The 26,755-nt window shown below is 71.0% G+C and carries 19 protein-coding genes; 12 read left to right on the top strand and 7 right to left on the bottom strand.

Annotation, left to right across the window (positions count from 1 at the left end; translation table 11 throughout):
- The 3 genes from ACH4YP_RS35100 to ACH4YP_RS35090 all read left to right on the top strand — a co-directional run.
- On the top strand, nucleotides 1-948 hold a 948-nt coding region (locus ACH4YP_RS35100), incomplete at its 5' end, for a sugar phosphate isomerase/epimerase family protein (RefSeq protein ID WP_398494895.1).
- Nucleotides 949-1,272: 324 nt separating this feature from the next.
- The gene (locus ACH4YP_RS35095) at nucleotides 1,273-1,629 is read left to right on the top strand and encodes a PRC-barrel domain-containing protein (protein WP_361056554.1); all 357 of its coding nucleotides are present in this window, start codon (nucleotides 1,273-1,275) and stop codon (nucleotides 1,627-1,629) included.
- A 53-nt stretch (nucleotides 1,630-1,682) separates the two neighbouring features.
- Nucleotides 1,683-1,853 (top strand): hypothetical protein, encoded by a 171-nt coding sequence (locus ACH4YP_RS35090; protein WP_361056551.1) that lies wholly within the window; start codon nucleotides 1,683-1,685, stop codon nucleotides 1,851-1,853.
- Nucleotides 1,854-1,886: 33 nt separating this feature from the next.
- On the opposite strand, the gene ACH4YP_RS35085 is transcribed toward ACH4YP_RS35090, so the two are convergent.
- Together ACH4YP_RS35085 and ACH4YP_RS35080 are read right to left on the bottom strand one after the other, a co-directional pair.
- Nucleotides 1,887-2,984 carry a sugar ABC transporter substrate-binding protein gene (locus ACH4YP_RS35085; RefSeq protein WP_398494893.1) on the bottom strand — a complete coding sequence of 366 codons (1,098 nt, stop codon included), beginning with the start codon at nucleotides 2,982-2,984 and terminating at the stop codon, nucleotides 1,887-1,889.
- Entirely contained in the window at nucleotides 2,981-5,695 is a 2,715-nt protein-coding gene (locus tag ACH4YP_RS35080; RefSeq protein ID WP_398494891.1) for a SpoIIE family protein phosphatase, read from the bottom strand. Before ACH4YP_RS35080 ends, ACH4YP_RS35085 begins: the two co-directional genes overlap by 4 nt.
- A gap of 437 nt (nucleotides 5,696-6,132) precedes the next feature.
- Between ACH4YP_RS35080 and ACH4YP_RS35075 the strand changes: the two genes are divergently transcribed.
- From ACH4YP_RS35075 to ACH4YP_RS35055, 5 genes are all read left to right on the top strand, one after another.
- On the top strand, nucleotides 6,133-7,221 hold the full coding sequence (locus tag ACH4YP_RS35075) for a substrate-binding domain-containing protein (protein ID WP_361056542.1): 1,089 nt from the start codon (nucleotides 6,133-6,135) through the stop codon (nucleotides 7,219-7,221).
- A 42-nt stretch (nucleotides 7,222-7,263) separates the two neighbouring features.
- The gene (locus ACH4YP_RS35070) at nucleotides 7,264-8,046 is read left to right on the top strand and encodes an ATP-binding cassette domain-containing protein (protein WP_361056539.1); all 783 of its coding nucleotides are present in this window, start codon (nucleotides 7,264-7,266) and stop codon (nucleotides 8,044-8,046) included.
- 5 nt (nucleotides 8,047-8,051) lie between these two features.
- Nucleotides 8,052-9,317, top strand: coding sequence for a sugar ABC transporter permease (locus ACH4YP_RS35065; protein WP_398494888.1), 1,266 nt, complete (start codon nucleotides 8,052-8,054; stop codon nucleotides 9,315-9,317).
- 241 nt (nucleotides 9,318-9,558) lie between these two features.
- Nucleotides 9,559-11,781, top strand: coding sequence for a PQQ-binding-like beta-propeller repeat protein (locus ACH4YP_RS35060; RefSeq protein WP_398494886.1), 2,223 nt, complete (start codon nucleotides 9,559-9,561; stop codon nucleotides 11,779-11,781).
- Between the two features lie 138 nt (nucleotides 11,782-11,919).
- Nucleotides 11,920-13,917, top strand: a complete 1,998-nt coding sequence (locus tag ACH4YP_RS35055) for a protein kinase (protein ID WP_361056530.1) — start codon at nucleotides 11,920-11,922, stop codon at nucleotides 13,915-13,917.
- Nucleotides 13,918-13,956: 39 nt separating this feature from the next.
- Here ACH4YP_RS35055 and ACH4YP_RS35050 read toward each other — a convergent pair whose 3' ends face one another.
- Nucleotides 13,957-16,905 carry a SpoIIE family protein phosphatase gene (locus ACH4YP_RS35050; RefSeq protein WP_398494884.1) on the bottom strand — a complete coding sequence of 983 codons (2,949 nt, stop codon included), beginning with the start codon at nucleotides 16,903-16,905 and terminating at the stop codon, nucleotides 13,957-13,959.
- Nucleotides 16,906-17,115: 210 nt separating this feature from the next.
- Between ACH4YP_RS35050 and rutA the strand changes: the two genes are divergently transcribed.
- The 3 genes from rutA to ACH4YP_RS35035 all read left to right on the top strand — a co-directional run bounded on the left by rutA (nucleotide 17,116) and on the right by ACH4YP_RS35035 (nucleotide 21,842).
- A complete protein-coding gene (rutA, locus tag ACH4YP_RS35045) occupies nucleotides 17,116-18,198 on the top strand; it encodes a pyrimidine utilization protein A (RefSeq protein ID WP_361056524.1) in 1,083 nt (360 codons plus the stop codon).
- 161 nt (nucleotides 18,199-18,359) lie between these two features.
- Nucleotides 18,360-19,058, top strand: coding sequence for a response regulator transcription factor (locus ACH4YP_RS35040; protein ID WP_361056521.1), 699 nt, complete (start codon nucleotides 18,360-18,362; stop codon nucleotides 19,056-19,058).
- A gap of 228 nt (nucleotides 19,059-19,286) precedes the next feature.
- On the top strand, nucleotides 19,287-21,842 hold the full coding sequence (locus ACH4YP_RS35035; protein WP_361056518.1) for a SpoIIE family protein phosphatase: 2,556 nt from the start codon (nucleotides 19,287-19,289) through the stop codon (nucleotides 21,840-21,842).
- A 39-nt stretch (nucleotides 21,843-21,881) separates the two neighbouring features.
- Here the strand turns inward: ACH4YP_RS35035 and ACH4YP_RS35030 are convergent, their stop codons facing one another.
- The 4 genes from ACH4YP_RS35030 to ACH4YP_RS35015 form a co-directional block, all read right to left on the bottom strand.
- Complete coding sequence (locus tag ACH4YP_RS35030) at nucleotides 21,882-22,637, bottom strand: DUF2071 domain-containing protein (RefSeq protein WP_361056515.1); 756 nt, start codon at nucleotides 22,635-22,637, stop codon at nucleotides 21,882-21,884.
- A gap of 146 nt (nucleotides 22,638-22,783) precedes the next feature.
- Nucleotides 22,784-23,215, bottom strand: coding sequence for a hypothetical protein (locus ACH4YP_RS35025; RefSeq protein WP_055614957.1), 432 nt, complete (start codon nucleotides 23,213-23,215; stop codon nucleotides 22,784-22,786).
- Nucleotides 23,216-23,314: 99 nt separating this feature from the next.
- The gene (locus tag ACH4YP_RS35020; protein ID WP_398494881.1) at nucleotides 23,315-24,844 is read right to left on the bottom strand and encodes a DEAD/DEAH box helicase; all 1,530 of its coding nucleotides are present in this window, start codon (nucleotides 24,842-24,844) and stop codon (nucleotides 23,315-23,317) included.
- Nucleotides 24,845-25,057: 213 nt separating this feature from the next.
- On the bottom strand, nucleotides 25,058-25,261 hold the full coding sequence (locus ACH4YP_RS35015) for a cold-shock protein (protein WP_055614959.1): 204 nt from the start codon (nucleotides 25,259-25,261) through the stop codon (nucleotides 25,058-25,060).
- A 322-nt stretch (nucleotides 25,262-25,583) separates the two neighbouring features.
- Here ACH4YP_RS35015 and ACH4YP_RS35010 point away from each other — a divergent pair, with 322 nt between their 5' ends.
- Complete coding sequence (locus tag ACH4YP_RS35010) at nucleotides 25,584-26,666, top strand: dihydrodipicolinate reductase (protein WP_361056508.1); 1,083 nt, start codon at nucleotides 25,584-25,586, stop codon at nucleotides 26,664-26,666.
- The last annotated feature ends 89 nt before the right edge of the window (nucleotides 26,667-26,755 follow it).

The raw sequence follows: 26,755 nt of genomic DNA, 5'->3' as shown, positions 1-26,755 counted from the left end.
ACCGACGCCCTCGACATCCTCAAGGAGAACGGACTGACCTCCGTCGAGGTCAACACCGGCGGCTTCATCCCCTCCCCGCACTGCCCCGTCGACCTGCTGCTCTCCTCGGCCAAGGCCCGCGAGGAATACCTGGCCACCTTCGCGGACCGGGGCATGGAACTCACCGGACTCAACTGCAACGGCAACCCCCTCAACCCGCTCCCCGGGGTCGGCCCCAAGCACGCCGACGACCTGCGCCGCACCATCCGCCTCGCCGGCCTCCTCGGGGTGAAGCACGTGGTCACCATGTCCGGCACCCCCGGCTCCGACCCGGACGCCAAGTACCCGTCCTGGGTCGTCAACCCGTGGGACGGCGTCTACATGGACGTCCTGGACTACCAGTGGGGCCTGGCCGTCGCCTTCTGGCAGGACATCGACGCACTCGCCCGGGAGAACGACGTCCGGGTCGCCATCGAGATGCACCCGCACAACGTGGTGTTCTCCCCGGTCACCCTCAAGCGGCTGGTGGACGCGGGCGGCCTGACCAACGTCGGCGCCGAGATGGACCCCTCCCACCTGATGTGGCAGGGCATGGACATCGTCGCCTCCATCAAGTGGCTGGGCCCCCTGGTCTTCCACGCCGCCGCCAAGGACGCCACCCTGTGCCCCGGCGCCGACATCCGCGGTGTCCTGGACACCTCCTTCACCCGCGTCCCCGCCGACGACCCGGGCAAGGTCCCCACCGGCTACGGCTTCTGGTGCAACTCCTGGCCCCAGAACCCGGCCTGGAAGTTCGTCGCCGTCGGCAACGGCAACGACATCCCCTACTGGACCGAATTCCTGCGCGCCCTCGCCGACATCAACCCCGACATGGCCGTCAACATCGAACACGAGGACGCCGCCTACTCCCAGACCGAAGGCCTCGCCCTGGCCGCCAAGAACCTCCACACCGCCGCCGCCGCACTCTGACCCACAGACACGACGAGCCCCGGCCCTCCGCACGGGCCGGGTCCCCCGCGTCACCTGGCCCCGCGCCCACCGGGCGCGGGGCCTTGGCGTGTCCCACAGGAGGACCGTGTCCTTCCAAGGACGCACCTGATGCGGCGCTCGTGAATGTCCGACCCGCACAGACCGTAGTAAAATAGTCGCGGGTGGTGCACTCTCACGTGCCAACCACCCGGAAGGGCGACTCCGACGTGTTCACGTCGGAGTCGTTGCCTCGGCCGATGGCCGGCCGTGATCTTCCGTGGAGCAGCCGACGCCGGCAGGCGCCTCGCTCAGAGGGGAAACGGCATGATCCAGGCAGCCGACATCCGAGAATGGCGCAACCAGGCCGTCGTCGATCCGAAGGGGCACAGGATCGGCGCGCTCGAAGCGGTCTACGTGGACACCGCCACCGACGAACCGGCCGTGGCCACCGTCCGGACCGGACTGCCCACCCGGCAGCGTCTGGTCTTCGTCCCTCTCGACGAGACGACCCTCGGGCCGGGCTACCTCAAGGTCTCGTACGCCAAGAGCATGGTGAAGAAGGCTCCCTCGATCGGCACGGACGACGTCCTGCCCGCCGAGCAGGAGGAAGAGATCTTCCACTACTACGGCATCGCCTACCAGCCGGGTGCCAACGGCGAACGGCAACTCGCGCGCCGCTGAGACGGCGGTCTGCCCGAAGGACTCGAAGGGGCTCGAAGGGAGGTGGGCGGGTAATGGTGCTCTTCCTGCTACTGGTGCTCGCCGCCGTCGTCCTGGGGATCATCGGCGTGGCGGCGGACGGTCTGGGCTACCTGCTGGTCATCGGCATCATGCTCCTGGCGGCCGATGTGATCGTCGCCGCCTTCCGCTGGTCCCAGCGTGCCAAGCGGCGTCCCGTTCGCTGACCGGAACCGGTTGCCGGGACAACCCGGCTCCCTCTATCGGGACAGCCCGGCCTTCTCACAGGCGTGCCGAAGTTCCAGGGTGCAGATCTGGTCGACGGTGTACACGCCGCCCTTGACGAGTGTCCGCTCGATGGTGTCGACGGTCACCGCGCTCGGAGTCAGCAGGACGGACGGGATGTCCTCGGTGGTGGGACTGTCGGTCGTCGTGGTGGCCACGTCGTCGAGTTCCTCGCCGCGCGCCAGGGCGACGGCCATGGCGGCTGCCGCGTCGGCTTCGGCCGCGAAGGGCTTGTACACCGTCATGTACTGCTCGCCCCTGATGATGCGCCGCACGGCCTCGATGTCGGCGTCCTGGCCGGTGATGGGAGGGAGCTTCCTGACACCGGCGCTCTTGAAGGCGGCGATGGCGCCCGCTGCGATGGAGTCGTTGACCGCCAGGACTCCATCGATCCGGTCGGGGCCGAGGGCCGCGATGGCGGCGGACATGTTGGTGTGGGCGTTCTCCTTGCTCCAGCCCAGGGTGTCGTACGACCTGCTGATCGTCACCTTGCCCGTGATGACGGACAGGGCGCCCCGCTTGTACCAGGCCGCGTTGGGGCTGGTCGGATCGCCGTTCAGCATGACGACGTTCTCGCCGTTCGCCCTGTCGCCCATGGCCTTCAGGAGGGCCTCGCCCTGGAGCCTGCCGACCTGTCCGCCGTCGACGGTGACATAGCCCGAGACCGGGCCCTCGGCGAGCCGGTCATAGGCGACGACGGGGACGTCCGCCCTACGTGCCTCCTGGATCGAGGAGCGCAGCGCCCTGGTGTCGGCGGCGTCGAGGATCAGGACCTCGACCCCCTTGGTGATCATGGACTCCATCTGCTGCCGCTGCCTCGTCGCGTCGTTCTCGGCGTTGGCGTACTCCATGGTGCAGCGGGCGCACAGTTCCTTGAGGCGCTGCTCGATAAGGGGCTTGTCGGAGTGCTCCCAGCGGGGGACCGCCCGGCTCGGGAGCAGCAGACCGACGGTGAAGGCGTCCGTGTCCGCCACGTCGTCTCCTCCACAGGCGGCCAGGGGCATCGCCATGAGCCCGGCGACGAGTGCCGCGACGACATGCCGCGTACGGGTATGCCGCGTACGGGTTCTCATGGCGCAGCCCCTTGTTCCGTCCCAGGCTCCTGTTGTGTCCCGGGCTCCTGTTCCGTCCCGGGCTTCTGTCCCGTACCAGGCTCAGGCTCCGTGGGAGTCGGCTCGCGCCGCGGGACGACGATCTCGCTCCACACCTGCTTGCCGTCGGCCACCGGCATGGAACCGAAGGACTCCGACATCGCCTCGACCAGGAGCAGGCCCCGGCCGCCGGTCGACTCCCAGTCCACGGACACGGGCTTGGCGGGCGCGCGTGGCGAGGAGTCGGTCACGCAGACCCGCAGCCGGTCCCCGCGGAGCATCAGATCGACGCGGACCGGGCCCTGGGTGTGCACCAGGGCGTTGGTGACGAGTTCGGACACGACCAGCAGCACCGCGTCGGCCACGTCCTCGACCCCCCACTTGCGCAGCGTGCGCGCGGTGAACCGGCGGGCGTGCATGACCGCGTCGGGCAGTCGCCACACCGCCCAACCGGCCCGGATCGGCCGGGACTTCATACCGTCGTAGCGCAGCAGCAACAGCGCCACGTCGTCCTCCCGACGGTCGACGCCGCCGAGCAGCTCGTCGGCCATCCGCCCAGGATCCGCGGGGTCGGCGGCGGCGAGCGCGTCGCGTGTGCGCCGCATGCCTTCGTCCAGCGGCAGGTCGGCCGCCTCGACCAACCCGTCGGTGACCAGGGCGAGCACCGTGCCGGGGGTCAACGCGACGGCGGTCATGGGGAATTCGGCCTCCGCGAGAATGCCCAGCGGGAGCCCGCCCTCGACCTGCACCTCCTCGGTCCGGCCGTCGGGGTGGCGTATCAGCGGTGAGAGGTGACCGGCCCGGACGAAGAGGGTGTTGCCCTCCTCCAGGTCCAGTTCGGCGTAGCAGCAGGTGGCGAAGAGATCGGTCTCCATGCCGACGAGGAGCCGGTTGGCCCGTGAGACGACCACGTCGGGCGGGTGGCCCTCGACCGCGTAGGCCCTCACCGCGGTGCGCATCTGCCCCATGATCGTCGCGGCTCCGGCGCTGTGTCCCTGTACGTCTCCGATGACCAGCGCGACCCGGTCCTCGGACAGGGCGATGACGTCGTACCAGTCACCGCCCACCTGCAGCCCCCGCCGGGCGGGCAGATAGCGGGCGACGGCCGTCCCGCCGGGCAGTTCCGGGAGGCGCCGGGGCAGCAGACTGCGCTGCAGCATCGTCGCGAGCTCCTGCTCGGCGTCGTGGGCGTGCGCGCGGTTGAGCGCCTGCCCGACCAGCGCCGCGGTGGCGGTGAACAGGGACCGCTCCTCGGGGACGAAGTCGTGGGGCTCGTCCCAGCCGACCAGGCACACGCCCGCGACCCGGCCCTTGGCGGGAAGCGGCAGCACGGCCAGACCGCCGGCACCGATGCCCGCGAGTCCGGGTTCGAGGGACGTGCCGGCGGACCACAGGTTCATCCGTCCGTCCCGCAGCGCCAGTTGAAGGGTGGGCAGGGCGCTGACCGGTGCGTCGGGCCACTCCGAGCGCCACTCGGCACGCCATGTCTCCGGCCAGGCGGCGGGCTGGGGCGGGTCGAGCACGGTGACCATGAGCCGGTCGTCGCGCAGCTCGGCGAGTGCCACCCGGTCGGCGCCCAGCGGCTCACGCAGGGCGGTGACCACCACCCGGCCGACGTCACGGACCGTTGTCGCGTCGTCGAGTGCGGCGGTCAGCCACTGGATCCTGGACACGTCGTCGGCGCTCTGCCGCAGGACCGAGGTCGCCGTCACCACGCCCAGCACCTGCTCCGGACGGTCGTCGGTGCTCGCCACCACCCGGCAGGTCAGGCTCAGCCAGCGCATCCCACCGGTGGGGCGGCGGACACGGAACTCCAGCTCCCGGCGGCCGAACGCCTCCGTGGACGGTTCCAGTACCGAGATCAGCGCGTGCATGTCCTCCGGGAGCGCGTGCGCGAGCAGGGTGTCCACCTTGCCGTCGAAGTCGTCCGGCGTGATGCCGACCAGCTCAAGAAGCGCCTCGTCCGCCTCGATCAGACCGGTGTCCGGCATCAGGGCGAACGAGCCGACGCCCAGACTCCGCAGCGCGGGAGTCAGCAGTGACATCGGCGCGGGGCGGTCGGCCTCGGTCCGGAGCATGCCTGCGATCGCGTCGGCGTACTGCTCCAGGAAGCGCCGCTGCTCGGCCTCGAAGCCGACCGGGGACGCTCCCACGACGAGGAGGCAGCCCAGCCGCCTGCCTTCCGTCCCGAGCGGCAGGGCGGCGAGCGGCGCCTCTGTCGGCGGCGCCTGCACCTGCCGCCCCTGCGCCTGCGCCAGCGCCTGTGCCTGTGCCTGTGCCTGTGCCTGCGGGGCATGTGCCTGCGACGGCCTCGGCCCGTCCTCGGCGTACCGGCCTTCGGAATTGCGGTCTTCGGAGTCCCGGTCCGTCGAGCGGGGAGCGAGTTCCGCGAGGTCCGGCCACAGTGGCCGGTCGGTGCGGAAGGCGTGCGCCGCCGGTGAGTCGCCGGACAGGGGCAGACACTCCGGCGGCGGGTACCGGGAAGTGGCACGTCCGGCCGTCTCCACCAGCCGGAGATCGCCGTTGCCGGCATCGGGCACATAGACCGCCGCGAACGCCACTCCGGCGAACGCCAGGGGCCTGTCGCTCGCGGCGGCCTCCGGCAGAGGTGGCCGTGAACCGTTGTCGTCGGCACCGGCCCGGGACTCCCGCGGCTCCGAGACTCCGGCCAGGGCGCGGCCGTCATGATGCATGTCCGCGACCTACCTCCGGTCCATGCGGCAGGTGCCGCCGGGTTGAGATCGGACGCCCACCTACCAGAATCGCATACCGGGACCAACCCGACAGATCCCGTTGACCGCCGTCAGTGGCAGACCCGTCTCCAGGGCACCCGCACCGGCCATGGGAGATCGTCTCGACGCCCGCGGTGCAGCCGTTTTCGCGCAGTGCCACGCGCCCGTCGTCGAAGGCCGGAGCCGAAGCACTGCGGTCGAGGTCCGGAGCCGGGCCGCTGCGTTCGCAGATCACCACGGCCGGTGCCACACTTACGACGTGTTCGACTTGCCACGCCGATCACACGCCGGCCCTTGACGCCGCGACGCACCCGGATCACCTGGCCGTCTCCGGCAGGGCGCGGGCAACCGTGAGCGCCCCTCGTCACACGAGGTGAAGGACAAGGGAGGTCTTTCACATGAAGGCCTGCATCCGGGGCGCTGCCATCGCCATGACCGTGATCTCGACGGTTGTCGCCCTTGAGGCCTGCGGACAGGACGCCGGGGACGACTCCGACACCGGGAACGCGCTGAGCATCGGGGTGCTGCTGCCGGACTCCACCACAGCCCGCTGGGAGACACAGGACCGGCCCCTGCTCCAGAAGAGGATCACGGAGCTGTGCGACGAGTGCACGGTCGAGAACGCCAATGCCAAGGGCGATGTGGCCATCCAGCAGGAACAGATGGACTCGATGCTCACCAAGGGGGTGGACGCCATCGTCCTCGTGGCCGTGGACGCCAGATCACTCCGCCCCGCGGTCAGGAAGGCGGACGAGGCGGGCGTCCCGGTCATCGCCTACGACCGTCTCGCCGAGGGTCCGATCGCGGGCTATGTCTCCTTCGACGGCGAGGAGGTCGGCAGACTCCAGGGCAGGGCACTGCTGACAGCGATGGGCGACCGGGCGGCCGACGACCAGATCGTCATGATGAACGGTGATCCCAGTGACCCCAACGCGGTGTTGTTCAAGAGGGGCGCCCTGTCCGTGCTTCAGGGACGGGTGAAGATCGGCGAGGCGTACGACACCCTCCAGTGGAGGACGGAGACCGCGCACATGAACATGGCCGCCGCGATCGCGGCCCTCGGTGTCGAGAACATCGACGGGGTGTACGCCGCCAACGACGGCCTCGCCGCCGGCTGTATCTCCGCCCTCAAGGCGAACAAGGTCGCCCCGCTGCCCCCGGTCACCGGGCAGGACGCCGAGCTCGGAGCCGTGCGGCGCATCGTCGGCGGCGATCAGTACATGACCGTCTACAAGCCCTTCGGACCCGAGGCCTCCGCCGGCGCCGCCATGGCCGTGGCCGCGGCCCGCGACGAGAGCCTCGACCGGGTCGCCAAGGGCGAGGTGACGCCCGTCGGCGGGCACACGGTTCCGGCCGTGCTGCTCACGCCCGTGTCCGTGACGGTCGACACGATCAAGGACACCCTGGTGAAGGACGGCGTCTACACGGTCGAGCAGATCTGCACCCCCGAACTCGGGGCCGCCTGTGAAAAGGCCGGACTCACCTGACAGGCAGGTTCCGACCAGGTCCGGCCCGCCCTCGGGAAGGAGATGGTTTCCGTGCCGAGTCCTCCCTTGCTGGCACTGCGCGGCGTGTGCAAACGCTTCGGCGTCATCGAGGTACTCGACGACATCGAGCTGGAGATCCACGCCGGGCAGGTCGTCGCTCTGCTGGGCGACAACGGGGCGGGCAAGTCCACCCTGGTCAAGGTGATCTCCGGGGTCTCCCCCGCGGACAAGGGTTCCATCGAGTGGGAGGGCCGGGCGGTGCACATCAGGCGTCCGCACGACGCCCGGGACCTCGGCATCGCGGCCGTCTACCAGGACCTCGCGCTGTGCGGGAACCTCGACGTCGTCGGCAATCTGTTCCTCGGGCAGGAGATCCGCAGGCTCGGGTTCCTCGACGAGGTGGAGATGGAGCGCCGCACCAGAAGCCTGCTGGACCGTCTGACCCGGGGCATCCCCGATCTGCGCGCCCCCGTCGTCTCGCTGTCCAGCGGTCAGCGGCAGACGGTCGCCATCGCCCGTTCGCTGCTCGGCGACCCGCGGGTCCTCCTGCTGGACGAACCGACCGCGGCGCTGGGCTTCGAGCAGACCAGCGAGGTCCTGGACCTCGTCGACCAGCTGCGTGACCGTGGCCTGGGTGTCCTGCTCATCAGCCACAACATGGGTGACATCAAGGCTCTCGCGGACCGGGCGGCCGTCCTGCGGCTGGGCCGCAACAACGGCTTCTTCGACGTGAACACCGCGTCCCAGGAACAGATCATCTCCTCCATCACCGGCGCCACGGAGAACGTGCCCCGCCGGACGGCCTCCCAGGAGGCGGGGTGGTGAAAGGGATGCGCGACACGGCGGACACCACACGGTCCCGGCCCACCGCACCCGGCGCCGGCCGGCCGCGGCGCGGGCGGGCCGTCACCCGCGCCGCGGAGAGGGGAGTCGCCGTCTTCCGCCGCAAGCTGCGCGCCGGCGAACTGGGCTCGCTCCCCGTCGTCCTCGTCCTCGCCGCGGTCTGGATCACCTTCCAGTCGCTCAACTCGAACTTCCTGTCCCCACGGAACCTGTCCAACCTCAGCGTGGACATCGTGGGTACGGGTCTGATCGCGGTCGGCATCGTCTTCGTACTGCTGCTCGGTGAACTCGACCTGTCGGTCGGCTCGATCAGCGGTCTCGCGGCGGCGGCCTTCGCCGTGCTGAACGTCAACCACGGCGTGCCGGAATGGCTCGCCGTCATCGTCGCCGTGCTCGCGGGAACCCTGGCGGGAACCGTCCAGGGCTTCTCCGTGGCCAGGACCCGGGTGCCCGCGTTCGTCGTCACCCTCGCCGGGCTGCTCACCTGGAACGGCCTCATGCTCTACATCCTCGGGACCAGCGGCACGGTCAACCTCGACGAGAACGGGCTCGTCGCCAAGCTGACCAGCTACTACTTCACCAACGACGGCGCGGCCTACGGTCTGGCCGCGGTCGCCGCGGGCCTCGTCTTCCTGGTGTCCTACCAGGACATGCGGCGGCGCAAGGCCGTCGGCATGCCGCACCGGTCGCTACGGGGGATCACGGTGCGCACGGGAGTGGTCGCGGTGGTGGCGTTCGCCTCCGCGTATCTCCTCAACCGCTTCCAGGGGCTGCCGCTCGCGCTCCTGATCTTCCTCGTGGTGGTGGCCGGCCTCGACCTCGTACTCCGCCGTACGCACTACGGGCGGCAGGTCTACGCACTGGGCGGCAGCATGGAGGCGGCCCGGCGGGCCAGCCTCAGTGTGACGCGGGTGCAGACCGCGGTGCTCGCGGTCTCGGGCACCATGGCCGCGGTCGGCGGCCTGTTCCTGGCCTCGCGCATCACGTCGGTGAGCCAGGGGTCGGGCTCGGGCGTCCTGCTGGTCAACGCCATCGCGGCGGCCGTAATCGGCGGCACCAGCCTGTTCGGCGGGCGCGGCACCACCTGGTCCGCGGTGCTCGGCATGCTGATCATCCAGTCGATCGCCTCGGGCATGGCGATCACGGACACCCCCACGGCGGTCCAGTTCGTCATCACGGGCGGGGTGCTCTTCGCCGCGGTGCTCATCGACTCGCTGTCGCGACGCTCCCAGCAGGCCCGCGGACGGGCTTGACGCTCTCGTCCATATCCGTCCCGACCTTCTGGAAGACCGTCCGGGCGGTATCTATCTGAAACGTCAAGTAATGGCTACAGGTTGCTCGGTTGCGTACACCAACTGTCCCTCCAGCACCTACTCTCGCCCCAAGTCCATTCGACGATGAACAGGCGAGCTGAGGCTAATGGAGCCACTTCGTCCCAAGGATCCGGAGCACCTGGGACCGTACCGTCCTGTAGCGCGACTCGGCGCCGGAGGGATGGGGGAGGTCTTCCTCGCCCGGGACGATCAGCAGCGGACCGTGGCCGTCAAGGTCATCCGGCCGGAGCTGGCCGCGAACAGGGACTTCCGGATCCGTTTCCGGCGCGAGGTGGACGCGGCGCGGGCGGTGAGCGGCAGCTACACGGCCACCGTCGTGGACGCCGACCCGGACGGCCCCATCCCCTGGCTCGCCACCGCGCACATCCTCGGTCCGACGCTGGCCGACGCGGTCGAGAAGCACGGGCCGCTGCCGCCGAGGTCGGTGCTGGCCCTCGGGGCCGGACTCTCCGAGGCGCTGATCGCCGTGCACTCGGCGGGACTCGTGCACCGCGATCTCAAACCGTCCAACGTGCTGCTCTCCGCCGAGGGCCCGCGGGTCATCGACTTCGGCATCGTCCGCGCCACCGACGGCTACGAACTCACCCTGTCCGGTGTGCTGCTCGGCTCCCCGCGGTACATGTGCCCCGAGCACGCCACGGGTGACCCGATGGGCCCCGAGGGGGACGTGTTCTGTCTCGGCTCGGTGCTCGCCTTCGCCGCCACCGGGAACGCGCCCTTCGACGGCTCGTCGGCGGCCACCCTGTTGTACCAAGTGGTGCACGGTACGCCGGATCTGACGGGTGTTCCGGATCCACTGGACACGATCATCGAGCTCTGTCTCGACAAGTCCCCGACGGCCCGGCCCACTCCGGACCGCGTGTCGGCGGCGTGCGCGCCCGGCGGCGCCGACACGCTGGACTGGGAGGGCTGGCTGCCGAAGCCCGTGGCCGCCTCGATCAGCCAACGGGCCGCCGACCTCATGGACCTGGAACTCGGGCCCGGATCGGCTGCGGACTTCATCGAACGGGAGCCCGCCCGCGCCACCGCCGGCCGCGCGGTCGCCGCCGGTGTCCGCACCGACCCTCGCGTGGCCGTTCAGCGGATCGTCACGGAGCGCCCGAGCCCCAGCCGTGTCGTCTTCCCCGACGTGCCGACACCCAGCCCGCCACCCGCGAAGTCGCCCGAGCCCGTCACCCACCGCTCACGGCGACGGGCCCGGCCGCGCCCCTCCCGCCGTACGGTCCTCGCGGCCGCCGCGCTCGGCGCCGTCGGCCTTGGTTCCGGCGTCGCCGCACTGCTCGGTGAGCCGAAGGACCGCACCGAGCCGGACCCGAAGCCGGCCGGTCCGGCGCCGGAACCGCTGTGGGTCTACCAGGGTGCCCCGCTCGTCAAGGCACCGGCGGCCATATACCAGGACACGGCCCTGCTCAAAACGCAGTCGGGCACGTTGTTCTGCCTCGGCCGCGCCGACGGCACCCGTCCCCGGTGGACCTACCGCGGCATCAGCCAGTCCCCCACCCCGCCTCTCCTCGTCTCGGGAGATGTGGTCGCCCTCGGCACCGGCGCGACCGTCCTGGGCGTCGACCCGGTCACGGGCATCGAGCGGTTCTCCCTGGACTTCGGAGCGGACTTCCGGTTCGACACCCTGCTCGGCGGGTTCGACAACGAGAGGGTCACCATCTCGGGTCTGCGGTTCAGCCGCCCGAACGGGTCGCAGGGGTCGGCCACCTCCACGAACGTCGTCCTCAACACGGATCTGCGGGCCCGCCGGGCGGATGTCATCCCCATCAGCGAGGAGGACATCGGCCTCGATCTGAAGCCCCTCATGACATCCGGCCGATTCGTCTACATGGACGGGCTGCACCGCCTCACGGCCCGGGACACCGCGAGCACCGGGGACGTGCTGTGGCGCCGGTCCCTGAACTCGGACTCGGACGCCCGCTCGGCCCCGGTGGTGCTCGGCGGAACCGTCTTCGCCGTCGACAGCGAACTCATCGCCGTGGACCTGGAGTCCGGTGCGGTGAGCTGGCGGGTGAAGGAGGAGAAGGGCGGATTCGCCTCCGTGGCCGCCGCGGCCGGCACGGTGTACTGCACCACCCGGAGCCCGCACGGCGTCCAGGCGTTCGACGCCGCCGACGGCACCCGGCGCTGGTTCCGCCGGACCCCTCGACTCGATATGGGCAGCCCCCTCGTCGCGGGCGGCGGCGCGGTGTTCGTCACGGCCGCCCGCAACAGGGACGGGTTCTACGCGATCGACGCCCAACAGGGCGAACTGCTCTGGAACTTCACCGACGGCCAGGACGCCGGCATCAACGACTGGCAACTCGCCTGCGACAGCGGCGGACCGCTGATCGCCCAGCACTTCAACAAGGTGTACGCCCTCCCGATACCCCGGCTCTGAAGGGTCCGGGACGGAGTTCCGGACGCCCGCTCCCCCCGCGCGTCCTTGAACCGGCGCTCGCCTGAACGGGTGTGCGGCGGGACATGGGGGACCCGTGATGCAATGGGGCCACTGAACAGATCTCGGGGCGGAGTAGGCGTGTTGAGCAACGGTGGGCCCGGCGCGGGAGGTTTCCAGCCGCTGGAGGATGGTGATCCGCGGGTCGTGGGCGGCTACCGGCTGGTGGCGCGGCTCGGGTCCGGCGGCATGGGGCGGGTCTACCTCTCGCACACGCCGGGCGGACGGGCCGTCGCGGTCAAGGTGATCCGGCCGGAGCTGGCCGAGAACGCCGAGTTCCGCAAGCGGTTCCGGGCCGAGGTGGCGGCCGCGAGCCGAGTGCACGGGCTCTACACGGCCCCGGTCGTGGACAGCGACACCGAAGGCTCCGTCCCGTGGTGTGCGACCGCCTATGTGCCGGGTCCGTCCCTCGCCGACGCGATACGCGACCACGGGCCACTGCCCGTCGACACCGTGCTGCGGCTGATCGCCGGTGTCGCGGAGGCACTGCAGGCGGTGCACCGCGAGGGCATCGTGCACCGGGACCTCAAGCCGTCGAACGTACTGCTCGCCGACGACGGGCCGCGCGTCATCGACTTCGGGGTCGCTCGGGCCGCGGACGCCACCTCGGTGACGCAGAGCGGCATGGCCCTGGGCACGGTCGCCTATATGGCGCCGGAGCAGGCGCTCGGTGGCGAGGCCGTCGCCTCGGCCGACGTGTTCGCGCTGGGGCAGACCGCGGTGTTCGCCTCGACGGGCAGCGGCGCCTTCGGGGACGGGGACGCGCACGCGGTGCTCTACCGGGTGGTGCACGAGCAGCCCGACCTCAGCCACGTACCCGACGAGATAAGGGAGTTGGTGGCACGGTGTCTGCGCAAGCCCGCCGCCGAGCGGCCTTCCGTCGAGGAGGTCATCCGCTCCGTCCAGACGATCCAGACGCATCGCGGTGACGAGGCCCGGTACACATCGGGGGCATGGCTGCCGGGCGAACTGGCGGCGGGGATAGCGGCTCGCGCCGAAGGAGCCCATCGGGCCCAGGGCGAGGCTCAGGCCCCGGCGGAGGCGGCTCCGAGCGCTCATGGTTCCGGCGGATTCGGGGCCGCAGGTCCTGACGGGCTCGGGGCCGCAGGTTCCGCCGGATTCGGGGCCGCGGGCTCCGGCGGCGGCTTCGGCCCCGCAGGCTCCGGTGATTTCGGCGGTTTCGGCCCCGCGGCCGCCTACTCCCCCACCTCGCCCTCCCACGCGGCGCAGCCCAGTGCCGCGCACTCCCACGCCGCGCTGCCCGGACCGTTCGTGATGGGGTCTCCGGCCGCACCGGGTGCGTACACACCGCCTTCATGGCCCCAGCCGCAGGAGCCGGCCGCCGCGCAGACCTCCCCGGTCACCACGAACGGCGCGGGCCGCGGGGCCCGTCCCTGGATGCTGTCGGCGGCCGCCGTCGTGCTCGTCGCGGGCGGGGCGGCAGCCGCGCTGCTGCTCGTCCCGGAGGACGGCGACAAGGGCGACACCCGGACCACGGAGGTGGCCGCGTCGCAGTCGGCTCCGGAAGCCGGGAAGTCCCCGTCGGCGTCCGGCTCCCCGTCCGCCAAGGCGTCCAAGAAGCCGAAGCCCACCAAGTCCGTGCTGCCGTCCGGCCCTTCGGGACCCGCGACACCCACCCAGCCTCCGAACCCGGCTGCCCCGGCCGCGTCGAGCGAGCCGGCGGCGCCCAAGGCCCCGGCTCCGGTCACGTACTCCGGAATCCGGATGACCGCGAGCCACGACCTGTATCTGGCGGACACCCCGGTGCGCCCCAAGGCGGACACCGGAAGCTCGGACGAGGATCTGACGTACGCCGTCTACTCCTCGGGCGCCGTCCTCGCCCCCGGCACCACCTCCGGCAGCTCCCTCGCCCTGCTCACGTCGGGGCGGCAGGGCAGCGTGGAGGCGTGCAAGGCCGCGACGGGCTACCAGAGCTACATCTGGATCAAGGACCTGACCGTCGGCCGGCAGATGTGCGTCATCAGCGGGACGGGGCACGTGGCGCTCGTGACGTACCAGGGTTCGTCCGGGACGACGTACGCCACCCTGGACGTGAAGGTGTGGCGCGACGCGGCCTAGGAGCTGAAACTCCGGTCCCGGCCTGCCAGTTGCCGATCCCTACAACTCCTCGTCCCCGAACGGGAGCGCGTCCAGGTCCCCGTCGAACTCGCCGACGTTCGGGAACATCAGCTCCAGGGCGTCGGACGGCTCGTCCCTGCGGCTGTCCGGGCCGACGAGGGACTGCTCGGTCCAGATGCACTTTCCTGTCGCCGTGTAGCGCGTGCCCCAGCGTCGGGAGAGTGCCGTGATCAGTTGCAGGCCGCGCCCGCCCTCGTCGGTTTCCGTCGCCCGGCGAATACGGGGCATCGTCAGACTGCCGTCGAAGACCTCGCACACCAGCTCGGCGTCGTGCAGGAGCCGCAGGCCGACGGGACCCTTGGCATGGCGTACGACGTTGCCGACCAGTTCGCTGGCCAGGAGTTCCGTGGTGGATGTCAGGCTGTCGAGGCCCCAGGCGGACAGCTGCTCACGGACGTGACGGCGGGCCTGGCCCGCCGCCCTGGGGTCCTCGGGGAGCGACCAGGAGGCCATCCTCTCGACGGGCAGGGCGTGCAGCCGGGCGACGAGGAGCGCCGCGTCGTCGGCCGCCTGGTGCTCGGCGGGAAGAAGACCGGCCGTGAGGGTGTCACAGAGGCGTTCGAGACGATCACGCTCTCCAGCGGGGTCCACGTCCGTGATGTGCGCCGCGCTCAGCAGCCCGGCCAGGTCCGCCATGCCCTCGTCGATCTCGCGCGTGGACGACTCCACCAGGCCGTCGGTGTAGAGCACGAGCAGGCTGCCCTCCGGCACGGCCAACTCGGCCGTCTCGAAGGGTGGTTCGGCCGCGCCCAGCGGAGGGTCGGCCGACAGTTCCGGAAAGTGGACCCTGCCGTCGGGATGGACCACGGCCGGCGGGGGATGGCCTGCCCGGGTGATGGAGCAGATCTGCGTCGTCGAGTCGTACAGCGCGTACAGGCAGGTGACGTACGACTCCTCGCCCATGCCGCCGACGATGTCGTTGAGATGGCTCATGATCTCGTCGGGCGGCAGTTCCAGGGCGGCGAGGGTGTGGACCGCCGTTCGCAGGCGGCCCATCGTCGCGGCCTCCGGCAGGCCGTGGCCCATCACGTCACCGACCACCAGGGCCACCTGGCCGCCCGAGAGCGGGATGATGTCGTACCAGTCGCCCCCCACGTCCATGCCCTGCCCCGCGGGGAGATAGCGGGCCGCCGCCGTGCATGCCGACGGGGTGGGCAGGTCCCGGGGAAGCAGACTGCGCTGGAGTTCGCGGGACCGGGTGTGTTCGGCGTCGTAGAGCCTCGCCCGTTCCAGTGCCTGGGCGACCAGGGCGCTGATGGTGGTCAGCAGGGTGCGTTCGTCGTCGGTGAGGCGGCGCGGCCGGTCGAAGGCCACGACGCAGACCCCGAAGGTGACTCCGGACGCCGTCAGCGGCAGGAACGCCCACGCCTGTTTGCCCGCGCGCCCGGGCAGTTCCGCCTGTCCCGGTGAGCGCGCGGCGAGTTCCTGGACGGCGGACAGGAAGAGTGGTGTGTCGGACGTGATCGCGTCCCAGCCCGGGTCACCGGATACCCGCGGGCGTCGGTCGACAGTGGCGAGGAAGTCGTCGGGGTAGCCGACCGCTCCCACGGTGTGCAGCAACTCGCCCTCGACCGTCTGCACCAGGAGTCCGGCGGCGGCGAACGGCGGCAGCACCCGTGGGGCGAGCGCGTCCACCACGTCCCGTGAGGTCGTCGCCTTCGCGAGGGCGGCCGTCAACTCCGCTATCTGGGCCGCGCGTTCGGACGCGACCCGGTCGGCGGCCTGACGCTCCTCCTCGTGCCGCCGCCGCTCGGTGACGTCGGTGAAGTAGAGGGTGCGGCCGTCGGGACCGGGGACCAGCCGCAGGTGGTAGCGGCGGTCGCCGTCCGGCATGTGTACGTCGAAGCTGGCGGGCTCGTCCTCGGCCGCGGCCTTGCGAAAGCGGCTCTCCATGCCGGACACCTGCTGTGCGGAGGGCAGTTCCCACAGGACGCGCCCGAACAGCTCCTCCTCGGAGAGGCCCAGCGTGCGTTCCGCCTGAAGGTTGGCGAAGGTGATCCGCCACTCGTCGTCGAACGCCAGGAAGCCGTCGCTCATATGGCGCAGGGCGCGGCTGAGGGCGTCACGGGCGGACCGGGACTCGTTGCTCTCCCAGCCCACGCCGATCATCCGAAGGGCTTCGCCGTGTTCGTCGTAGGTCGCCCTGCCACGGGCCTGGGTCCAGCCGTACGTACCGTCCAGGCGGCGTACGCGGTACTCGGCCTCGTACACCGTGTGGTCACGGATCGCCCGCTGCGCGGCGCCCAGCGTCGGGGCCAGGTCGTCGGGGTGGACGATCCTCATCCAGTTCTCGATCTTGCCGGTGAAGTCGGCCGGTCTGGTGCCGTAGAGCTCCAGGGCCGCCTCGTCCCAGATCAGGTCGCCGGTCCGGATGTCCCAGTCCCAGGAGCCGACGCTGACCTCCTTGAGGGCCTGCCGGAGGCGCTCGCCGCTGAGCTCGGTCTGCGCGGGCCCGGCCGGCGGAAGCGCCTGGGCCATGCGTTCCTCGGTCCAGGCGATCACTGCGCGCAGGAATTCCCACTGCTCCGGGGTGGGTTCGCCTCCTTCGCCCATGACGACGGAGAGCGCCCCGATGGTGCGGTTCCCGCTGGACAGCGGGGCGGCCGCCAGTCCGCTGCCCGGCCATGCGGCCTCCCCGGCCATGGAACGTGCCGTGAGTTCCCGTGGCGCCCAGACGCCGCTGCCCTGGTGCAGGGCGCGGGCGGGGGCCAGCGGGCCCTCCTGGTCGATGATCTCCCAGGCCCGGGTGAGAGCCGGCGGGAGACCGGTGGCAGACACCAGCCGCAGGGCGGACATGGGGCCGCGGAGGTGGATCATCCCGCCCAGGGCGCCGAACTCGCCCACCACGTGCTGGAGCGCCAACCGGAAGATCTCGCTCTCCGCGACACCTGGTTCCACCGTGCTGAGCAGAGCCAGCCGTGCGTTCATACGATTAATTTTACCGTTCCGGCCCCACCCAATGCGGGCCTTCGCAGGAATCACACCTTCGCCTCCACCCTCCCTTACCCGATCTTCAACACCCGCCGCTTCAGGCCGAGTTGCCTCTCGCGACCATGGCCGGTCCGGCAATCCCGCACCCCGTGTAACGCCCCATCGCCGCGGGCAGTCCTCCGGTCACGGCGACACACGAGGAGCGGCATGGACATCGGCGTCTTCATCCCCATCGGCAACAACGGCTGGCTCATATCGAAGAGCTCCCCGCAGTACCTGCCGAGCTTCGAGCTGAACAAGGCCGTGGTACTGAAGGCCGAGGAGCACGGGTTCGACTTCGCCCTGTCGATGATCAAACTGAAGGGGTTCGGCGGCGAGACCGGGTTCTGGGACCACAACCTGGAGTCGTTCACCTTGATGGCCGGCCTGGCCGCCGTCACCGACCGGATCAAGCTGTACGCCTCCACACCGATCCTCGCGCTGCCCCCGGCGATCGTCGCGCGCATGGCCGTGACGGTCGACTCGATCGCCCCCGGCCGCTTCGGCGTCAACATCGTCACGGGCTGGGCGCCCGGGGAGTACGCGCAGATGGGTCTGTGGCCCGGCGACGAGCACTTCGGCAACCGCTACGCCCGAGCCGCCGAGTACGTCACCGTGATGAAGGAGCTGTGGAGCGAGGGCGTCAGCAACTTCAAGGGCGAGTTCTACGAGATGGACGACTGCGTCCTGTCACCGCGGCCGGCGAACGGGCACATCGACATCGTCGCCGCGGGTCAGAGCGGCACGGGGATGAGGTTCGCCGCCGAGCACGCCGAGTACAACTTCGTCCTGGGCAGCGGTGTGAACACTCCGCTCGCGCTCTCGGACACCACGGCCTCGCTCGTGGACCTGGCTCGCGGCACGGCCCGTGACGTCGGGGCGCTCTCCCTCTTCATGGTCATCGCGGACGAGACCGACGAGGCGGCCCGGGCGAGGTGGCAGGACTACCACGACAACGCCGACCTGGCCGCGCTGGCGTACATGGCGGGTGAATCGGCCACGGACACGGCCGCCGACGACTCCTCGACCGCCCGGACCATCTCGCTGCCCGAGGGGGCGGTGAACTTCAACATGGGCACGCTCGTCGGCTCGTACGAGACCGTCGCGAGGATGCTCGACGAGGTCGCCGGGGTCGAAGGCACCAAGGGGATCATGCTGGTCTTCGACGACTTCCTCGAAGGCATCGAGACCTTCGGTACACGCGTCCAGCCGCTGATGAAGTGCCGCTCGAACAGGCCGGCCACGACCTGAGGGCGAGGAGTGAGCCAGACCACAACGAAAACGGTGCCGTCTCGATAGCGGGCAGGGCTACCCTGAGGCATAGAGGTGAACGAAACAGTTTCGTTCAGGGCTCCGCGCATGTCCCCGGCGAGGACGCCGCCCATCGTCCCTCCCCATGGAGAACGCCTGCCATGACCTCCGTACTCATCGTGAACGACCAGTCCCTGCAGCGGCTCGGTCTGCGGATGCTGCTGGCCGCCGAACCCGACCTGACCGTCGCCGGCGAAGCCGCGACCGGGGCCGAGGCGGTTCGTCTCAGCGCCGAACTCCGCCCCGACGTCGTCCTGTTGGACAGCAACGTCTCCGACACGGACGGCATCGCCACCATCCGCCGTATCGCCCACCCCTCCCTCCTCCCACTGGTTTCCGAACTCACCGGAGCCGGTGGGCAGCGCCCGCGCGTACTCGTCCTGACATCCGCCGGCCGGGAGAGAAGCGCCTACGCCGCCCTGCGCGCCGGAGCGGCCGGATTCCTTCTCCAGGACGCCACTCCCGACGAGCTGACCGCGGCCGTCCGCATCGTGGCCGCGGGAGATGCCGTGATCACTCCCGGCCTGACCCGCACGCTCATCGACACGGTCCGTCAGCAGCGCCCCGCCCACCCTCTCGAAGGGGAAGCCGGACTCGGCACCCTCACCGGGCGGGAACGCGACGTCCTCACCGCCGTCGCCTCCGGCTGGTCCAACGCCGAGATCGCCGAGCGCCTGTCCATCGCCCCGACCACCGTGAAAACCCACGTCAGCAACATCCTCGCCAAGATCGGCGCCCACGCCCGCGTCCAGGCAGTGGTCTTCGCCTACGAGTCCGGCCTGGTGCGACCGGCGGCCTGACACGGGCCGGGCCCACGCCCGTCGGCCCGGTCGCCGGCGGGCGTGGGCCGAACCCCGAACCTGCCGGACGGTAGTCGCCCGCCGGCTGACGGTCACGGTTTTGGGCGCCCTGGCGCCGGTACCCTCCTCGGATTCACACGGAGTTGCCCGCCCGGGTGCAGGCGGAGGCGATCGTGGCGCATTCTTGCTGTGTCAGCCACTCGGCGGCGCACGGACGAGGTAGGGCCGATGACTGGGAGAGCCGAGCACGACACCCGGACGCCCGGACGCCTGGCCGCGCTGCTGACCGGGATCACGGCGGAGGCCATCGGCGCGGCCGACGCCTTCGCGGGAGGCGTGTACCTGCGGTCCAGCACGCCCGGGCTCCTGCGGCTGGCCGTGCTCTCGGGACTGCCCGGGCCGCTGTTCCGCCCCTGGTGGCGCCTGCACGTCGACCGCCGGTTCCCCGTCGCGGACGCCTACCGGCTGGGCGTCCAGGTGGTGCTCCCGGACGCCACGGAGACGATGCGCCGCTACCCCCAGTTCGCGGCGGGCCTGCCGTTCCAGTTCGGGTCCGTGTACGTGCCCGTGGTCGGCGGGTCCACGGTCTACGGCGTACTGACCCTCCTGCGCCCCTCGACGTCGGACGCCACCACCGTGCTGCCCGACCGTGACCGCATGGCGCAGCTGGCCGAGGATCTGGGCGTGGCTCTGCGGAGCCTGGAGGACAGGAACGGGTCTCCGGTCGCCTGGGACGACGAACCGCTGTGTGTCCGGCCACCGGCCGCAGGACCCCCTGCCGCACCCATCGGGCGTTTCACCTGGGATCCGGCAACGGATGTCGTGACCGCCGACAACCGGCTGCGTGCCCTGCTCGGGGTGGCGCCGGGACAGTCCGCCGACACCCCGCAGGCGCTCGCTGACGCCGTGGCCGCCGCCGACTCCCATCAGATCCTGGCCGCCCTGCGGGAGACGGCAGCGGGGAGACCGCCGCCGCTGCCGCTGCACGTGCACGCCGTCGACGGCACTCTTCGGCTGCTGGAGCTCTGGACCCCGCACGACGCGTCCGTCCCACCCGGAGGGCACCCGGTCCGCGGCATCGTCCTCGATCCGGACGTCGGCTCGGCGGCCGACAAGGCGGCGGACCTGCTCCCGGAGGGCGTGTTCTGCCTCGACCGGCTGGGCCTGATCGTCTACGCCAATCCGCGGGCGGCGGAGCTCCTGGGCCGGCCGCGGTCCGAGCTTGTGGGCCGCATCCTGTGGGAGGCGGTGCCGTGGCTGGACCGGCCCGCCTACGAGGACCACCTGCGGGAAGCCCTGATGTCACCGCATCCGGTGCACTGCCACGTCGTACGACCGCTCCAGGACGAGGACAAGCCCCTCGCGGATCCGCAGGGAGGTGACTGGTTCTCGCTCTCCGTCTATCCGGGTCCCGACATCATGACCTGCAAGCTCGTTCCGGCCGACCGTATGGCGAACCCGCCTCCCGAGCCGGCACCGCGACCCGGGGCGGACGTATCGGCGGACGCGCCTCCGGCCGACGGTTCCCCGGCCGCGGTCACCTCGATGGCCCCGCTGTACCGCCCGATCATCCTCGCGATCGCGCTGACCGAGGCGGTCACCGCCCATCAGGTGTCCGCGGTCGTGATGCAGGAACTGCTGCCGGCGTTCGGCGGCCGTCGGCTCGCCATCTACCTGCTGCAGGACCGGCATCTGTACCTGGCCTGGGAATCGGGCTTCCCCAAGGGATTCCTCGCACCGTTCGACGGGGTCGGTCTCGACACCCGGCTGCCCGGCGTGGAGACCCTCACCACCGGCAAGCCGCTCTTCTTCGAGTCGATGCACCAGCTCACGGCCGCCTATCCCGGCATCCCGCTCGACGCGACGGAAGGAGCCCGTGCCTTCCTGCCCCTCATCGCCTCCGGACGCCCCGTCGGCTCGTGCATTCTGGGCTTCGACCGTCCCCGCGACTTCAGCACCGAGGAACGCACGGTGCTCACCGCCCTCGCCGGGCTGATCGCCCACGCCATGGAGAAGGCACACCGCTACGACACCGAGGCGGCGCTCGCCCGCGGTCTCCAGCAGGCGCTCCTTCCCCGGCGCCTGTCGGGCCATCCGCGCGTGGAGACCGTCGGGCGCTATCTGGCGGGCACCCAGGGAATGGACGTGGGCGGCGACTGGTACGACGTCGTCGAGTCCGGGGACGGCCTCGCCCTGGTCATCGGCGACGTCCAGGGACACGGCGTCCAGGCCGCCGCCACCATGGGTCAACTGCGCAGTGCCGTAAGGGCCTTCGCGCTCGGCGACCATCCGCCAGACGAGGTCCTCAGCGGCACCAACCGGCTCCTGATCGACCTCGATCCCGGCCTGTTCGCCAGCTGTTGCTACATCCGCCTGGACCCCCTCACCGGTCTGGCCCGGGTCGCCCGCGCCGGGCATCCTCCGCCGATCCTGCGCTTCCCGGACGGCCGCACCCACGTCCTGGACATCCCCGGCGGTGTCGTGCTCGGCGTCGACGCGCACGCCCAGTACCCGGTGACGGAGCTGCAGCTGGAGCCCGGCGCGATCCTCGCGCTCTACACGGACGGGCTGGTCGAGCGGCCCGGCGTCGACATCGACGAGGGCATCACCGCGCTGCGCGTGGCCCTGGCCCGGGCCGGTTCCCCCGCCGCCCGCCCCGGCGGCCGTTCGCTGGCCGCCGTCGCCGACCGGCTCACGGCCAAGGCCCGGCACGTCGCCGACCGCCCCGACGACATAGCGCTGCTGCTCACCGCACGCCGCCCGGAGTCGGGGCGCCACCGCTGAGTGACGGCACTTCCCGGGCGGACGACAGCCGTACGGGGCTCATCCGCGCGGCGGAGGGACAGGGCGCCCGAGACGCACGGGGACCCCCGGGGAGTACAGCACGCTCACCGGTTCTCCGGTCGGCGCAGGCAGCCCGGCCGACGCGACGAGGTTCTCCTCGCACTCGACCAGCGTCGCCCGGTGCAGCGGCCAGCGTGGATGGTCGTTCGGCAGAAAGCCGGCGTCGCCGAAGAACGGGTTGTGCATGCCCCACCGGGCGGTGAGGAAGTGCTCAAGCCCGGTCGGCGCGGTTATGCGCTCCCCGGGCCTGACGACGAGCCGGCTGTACGCACCGCGCGGTCCCGGCACCCGCCTCGCGCTGGCGTAGCCGACGGTGTCCTCGCCGGTCCGCACGGACATACGGGACCACACGTACGGCAGCCGGAACACGAGGCGCCCCATGACCACCGGCAGGAGCCGGGAGGCGTCCATGGAGCGGAAGACCACACCGCGCCGGCCGTGCGAGTCCACCGAGTACAGGCGCACGTTGGTCTCCGGGAAGGAGCCGAGGTACGGCACTCCCGGCAGGCGCAGCCAGCCCACCTTGTGCATCCGGAACGCGACCAGCCCGACGTAGGTGACGCCGTCCACGGTGTCGGGAACGGTGCCGTCCGGCAGCAGTCCCGCCACGGCCGCCGGATCCACGGCCCAGTGCACGAAGGTGAGGTCCAGCCACTGCTGAGTGAGCAGGGGTCGCCGGAGTGCGACCGGGGCGTCGGGCGTGATCGGCTCCGGCTCGGACGAGGTGATCGACACGCGCGAAAGCATCGCAGGGCCCTGTCCGGGGCACGGCGGGAACGCGTGCTGTGTGACGCGTCTGGCACAGGTACGCCCCGGTGCCGTCGTCCCGGGCCTCACCGTCGTGCGCCGGCCCCGGACGGGTCCCGGGGCCGCTGCGGGGGTCAGACATCGGTGGGCAGGCCGCTCACCTCCGCGATGCCGCGCAGCTCCTCGTCCTGGCGGTGTCGTTCGCCGATGAAGTCGGCGATCTCCTGGCACCTGGCCGGATCGGCCGCGGTGCCGGAGTCCGTGACGACCCTGACGGGACCGACCTCCTCGGTCTCGATCTCGACGATCTGGTTGTCCAGCCGTCCCGTGACGGCGACGGCCACGACGAGGGACGCCTCGTCGCGGACCTCCTGCGAGACGCTGGCGCCGTCCTCGCCTTCCAGACTCAACTCGATCGGCCCAGCTCGTTGCTCCTGCATCGCCTCCAGCACTGGTTCGACCATGCGGAGCAGCACCGCGTAGTCCGACGGCGCCATACGCACGCGCAACAGGTCGAGATAGAGATCCACGGGCCGGTCTTCGGGCGGAAACTCTGAATCGCTCATGAGACTCGACTTCCCCGATGTGGCCAACATGATCGCATCTGGGACCAAAATGGTGGATCTCCGCGCCCGCCGCCACTCGGGAACCGGCTCGCGCCCGGTCTAGGCGCCGCGACGGACCCGGGCGGCCTTGCGGGCCTCGGCCGTCTGCCGGGCTTCGGCGGACCGGCGGGACTCGCCACCGGCACGTCCCGGGCGGGTGCCCATGCCGCGGAAGGGGGTACCGCCGCGCGGGGGGCGCTCAGTGACCGGCGCGCTTCCGTTGACGGGGATCCCGGAGGGCGCCTGAGCACCGGTGATGCGGCTCAGCTCGGCCTCTCCCGAGCGGACCTGGGTGATCTGCGGCCTGATCCGGGCGTCGGACATCAGACGGGTCATGTCACGGCGCTGGTTGGGCAGCACCAGCGTGACGACGCTGCCGGACTCCCCGGCACGGGCCGTACGGCCTCCGCGGTGCAGGTAGTCCTTGTGGTCGGCGGGCGGGTCCACGTTGACCACAAGGTCGAGGTCGTCGATGTGGATGCCTCGGGCCGCGACGTTGGTCGCCACCAGCACCGTGACCTGGCCGTCCTTGAACTGGGCCAGGGTTCGGGTGCGCTGGGGCTGCGACTTGCCGCCGTGCAGCGCCGCGGCCCGCACCCCGCTGCCCAGCAGATGCCGGGTGAACTGGTCAACGGCGTGCTTGGTGTCCAGGAACATCAGCACCCGGCCGTCCCGGGCGGCGATCTCCGTGGCGGCGGCGTGCTTGTCCGCGCCGTGCACGTACAGCACGTGGTGCTCCATCGTGGTGACCGTGCCCGCCGACGGGTCGACCGAGTGGACCACCGGGTCGTGGAGGTAGCGCCGGACGAGGAGGTCGATGTTGCGGTCCAGGGTGGCCGAGAACAGCATCCGCTGACCGTCGGGCCGTACCTGGTCGAGCAGCTCGGTGACCTGGGGCATGAAGCCCATGTCGGCCATCTGGTCCGCCTCGTCCAGGACCGTGATCTCCACCCGGTCCAGGCGGCAGTCCTTGCGCTCTACGAGGTCCATGAGTCGGCCCGGGGTCGCGACGACGACCTCGGCACCGGCCCGCAGCGCCCCGGCCTGCCGGCCGATCGACATCCCGCCGACCACGGTGGCCAGCCGCAGCTTGAGCGGCCGGGCGTACGGGGTCAGCGCGTCGGTGACCTGCTGGGCCAGCTCGCGGGTGGGAACGAGGATCATCGCCAGCGGCTTCCGGGGCTCGGCACGCCGCCCGGCCAGGCGCACGAGGAGTGCCAGGCCGAAGGCGAGCGTCTTACCGGAGCCGGTGCGCCCGCGGCCGAGGACGTCACGGCCCACGAGGGAGTTCGGCAGCGTGGCGGCCTGGATCGGGAACGGCTCGGTCACGCCGAGACGGGTGAGCGTGTCCAGCAGCTCGGCGGGGAGGCCCAGTTCACCGAAGGTCGCCACCGCGGGAAGGCCCGGGGTGACGGTGGTCGGCGGCGTGAACTCGCCCTGCACCGCGGCGGGCCTGCGTCCGCCGCCACCCGACCGGGTGACGGGCCGCCCCTGGCTCTGCGGGCGGGCACGGCCGCCCCGGCCGGAACCGCCGAAGCCGTCCTTGCGGCCCTTGGAGTAACCGTCGTTCGTGCGAGCTGAACGGTTCATGAAGGAACCTTCCTCGATAGGGCACGTATCGAGGAATTCTCGGCGGACACGAGCCGAACGAATTGCAAGAACGAGCCGGGTGCGGGACCGGAAAAGGAACCGGCCGCAGCGATGTGACACAAGAAGGAGGTCCGGGTCGGGACCCCTCTGGAGAATCAGCAAACTGGGGCCCCACCGCGAGGTGGGACCCCAGCTGCCTCGTACGATTCGACGTCAGGCAGGCGTGATGTTCTCCGCCTGCGGGCCCTTCTGACCCTGGGTGATGTCGAAGTTCACCTTCTGGCCCTCCTGGAGCTCACGAAAGCCCTGGGTGGCGATGTTCGAGTAGTGGGCGAAGACGTCGGGGCCGCCGCCCTCCTGCTCGATGAAGCCGAAGCCCTTTTCCGAGTTGAACCACTTGACGGTTCCAGTAGCCATGTCATTTCCCCTTCGGGGCAGTACCCGGGGGTCCGCACTGTGTGAACCCCTGCGTCGCCGCAATGAACCCGTCCGGAAAGAGCGCCGGAAATACAAAAGCGCCCGGCGATATGTAATCATCCGAGCCACTTGAAGTGTGCGGGAACTACAATTGCAACTGGATCAAGACTATCACGGCACACTCATATGGCAACGGCTGACCCGCCCCTCCGGGAGCACCCTGGGCAACGGATCACCGGACCCGACGGCGCGCGAGCCCCGCACGCCGGGAGGACCGCGCGGGACTCTGGCAACTGACGATCCGTCAAGTTACTCTCCGCGCATGATTTCCACGGTGGTCTGGGGTACCGGCAACGTCGGCCGCGCGGCCATCCGTGCGGTCGAGGCCCACCCGGCGCTCGATCTCACGGCCGTGATCGTCCACAGCCCTGAGAAGGTCGGCCGCGACGCGGGCGAACTCGGCGGCCTCGACCGCGGTCTGGGGATCGCGGCGACGAACGACATCGAAGCGGTACTGGCCGACGGGCCCGGGGCCGTCGTGTACGCGGCGTCTGGCGACATCCGGCCGGACGAGGCCCTGGCCGACATCGGCGCCGCGGTCCGGGCGGGTGCCGTCGTCGTCACCCCCGCGCTGTACCCGCTATACGACCAGCGCAACGCCCCGCCCGAGTTCCGGGAACCCGTCCTCGCCGCCATAGCCGACGGCGGAGGATCACTGTTCGTGTCCGGCGTCGACCCCGGCTGGGGCAACGACGTACTGCCCCTGCTGATGAGCGGGCTCGGCACGGTCGTCGACGCCGTCCGCTGTCAGGAGATCTTCGACTACTCCACATACGAGCAGGAGGAGTCCGTACGGAACCTGGTCGGCATGGGCCACCCCATGGACTACGAGCCCCTGATGCTCGCCCCGTCGGTCCCGACCATGGTGTGGGGCGGGCAGCTGCGGCTGATGGCCAGGGCCCTCGGTGTCGAACTCGACGAGATCCGCGAGACCTTGCAGCGACGTGCGCTCGCCGCCACGGTGAGCACCCGCACGATGGGCGAGTTCGAGGCCGGCACCCAGGGCGCGGTGCGGTTCGAGGTGCAGGGCTTCGTGAAAGGTGAACCGCGGCTCGTCATCGAGCACGTCACCCGGATCCACCCGTCCTGCGCGCCGGACTGGCCGTCGCCGCCGGGCGGCGACGGGGCGCACCGCGTGATCATCGAGGGCCGCCCGCGTATCGAGATCACCGTCGAGGCGACCGACGAGGGCGAGAACCGGTCCGCGGGCGGGAACGCCACCGCGGTCGGCCGGCTGGTCGGCGCGATCGACTGGCTCGTGGACGCGGAGCCCGGACTGTACGACGCGCTCGACGTCCCCCTGCGCCCGGCGGTCGGCAGGCTGGGGCGGCTCGGAAGCAAGTGACGCCGGCGCCGCTCCCCCGCCGGCGTCCCAAGGACGCGCCTCCGCCCCGGCCGAGCCGGGAACGCGGACGAAGCCGGGAACGTAGACGA

Source organism: Streptomyces sp. NPDC020747 (genome assembly GCF_044334695.1).
Lineage (GTDB): Bacteria > Actinomycetota > Actinomycetes > Streptomycetales > Streptomycetaceae > Streptomyces.
Note: the sequence above shows the minus strand (reverse complement) of the source record. Positions and strands in the feature narration are given on the sequence as shown.

Excerpts from the sequence above, each read along its gene's own strand:
- ACH4YP_RS35020 (WP_398494881.1), bottom strand. The coding sequence starts at position 24,844 with ATGAACCGTTCAGCTCGCACGAACGACGGTTACTCCAAGGGCCGCAAG.
- ACH4YP_RS35040 (WP_361056521.1), top strand. The coding sequence starts at position 18,360 with ATGACCTCCGTACTCATCGTGAACGACCAGTCCCTGCAGCGGCTCGGT.
- ACH4YP_RS35010 (WP_361056508.1), top strand. The coding sequence starts at position 25,584 with ATGATTTCCACGGTGGTCTGGGGTACCGGCAACGTCGGCCGCGCGGCC.
- ACH4YP_RS35035 (WP_361056518.1), top strand. The coding sequence starts at position 19,287 with ATGACTGGGAGAGCCGAGCACGACACCCGGACGCCCGGACGCCTGGCC.
- ACH4YP_RS35065 (WP_398494888.1), top strand. The coding sequence starts at position 8,052 with ATGCGCGACACGGCGGACACCACACGGTCCCGGCCCACCGCACCCGGC.
- ACH4YP_RS35060 (WP_398494886.1), top strand. The coding sequence starts at position 9,559 with ATGGGGGAGGTCTTCCTCGCCCGGGACGATCAGCAGCGGACCGTGGCC.
- rutA (WP_361056524.1), top strand. The coding sequence starts at position 17,116 with ATGGACATCGGCGTCTTCATCCCCATCGGCAACAACGGCTGGCTCATA.
- ACH4YP_RS35025 (WP_055614957.1), bottom strand. The coding sequence starts at position 23,215 with ATGAGCGATTCAGAGTTTCCGCCCGAAGACCGGCCCGTGGATCTCTAT.
- ACH4YP_RS35075 (WP_361056542.1), top strand. The coding sequence starts at position 6,133 with ATGAAGGCCTGCATCCGGGGCGCTGCCATCGCCATGACCGTGATCTCG.
- ACH4YP_RS35080 (WP_398494891.1), bottom strand. The coding sequence starts at position 5,695 with ATGCATCATGACGGCCGCGCCCTGGCCGGAGTCTCGGAGCCGCGGGAG.
- ACH4YP_RS35095 (WP_361056554.1), top strand. The coding sequence starts at position 1,273 with ATGATCCAGGCAGCCGACATCCGAGAATGGCGCAACCAGGCCGTCGTC.
- ACH4YP_RS35015 (WP_055614959.1), bottom strand. The coding sequence starts at position 25,261 with ATGGCTACTGGAACCGTCAAGTGGTTCAACTCGGAAAAGGGCTTCGGC.
- ACH4YP_RS35090 (WP_361056551.1), top strand. The coding sequence starts at position 1,683 with ATGGTGCTCTTCCTGCTACTGGTGCTCGCCGCCGTCGTCCTGGGGATC.
- ACH4YP_RS35070 (WP_361056539.1), top strand. The coding sequence starts at position 7,264 with ATGGTTTCCGTGCCGAGTCCTCCCTTGCTGGCACTGCGCGGCGTGTGC.
- ACH4YP_RS35050 (WP_398494884.1), bottom strand. The coding sequence starts at position 16,905 with ATGAACGCACGGCTGGCTCTGCTCAGCACGGTGGAACCAGGTGTCGCG.
- ACH4YP_RS35085 (WP_398494893.1), bottom strand. The coding sequence starts at position 2,984 with ATGAGAACCCGTACGCGGCATACCCGTACGCGGCATGTCGTCGCGGCA.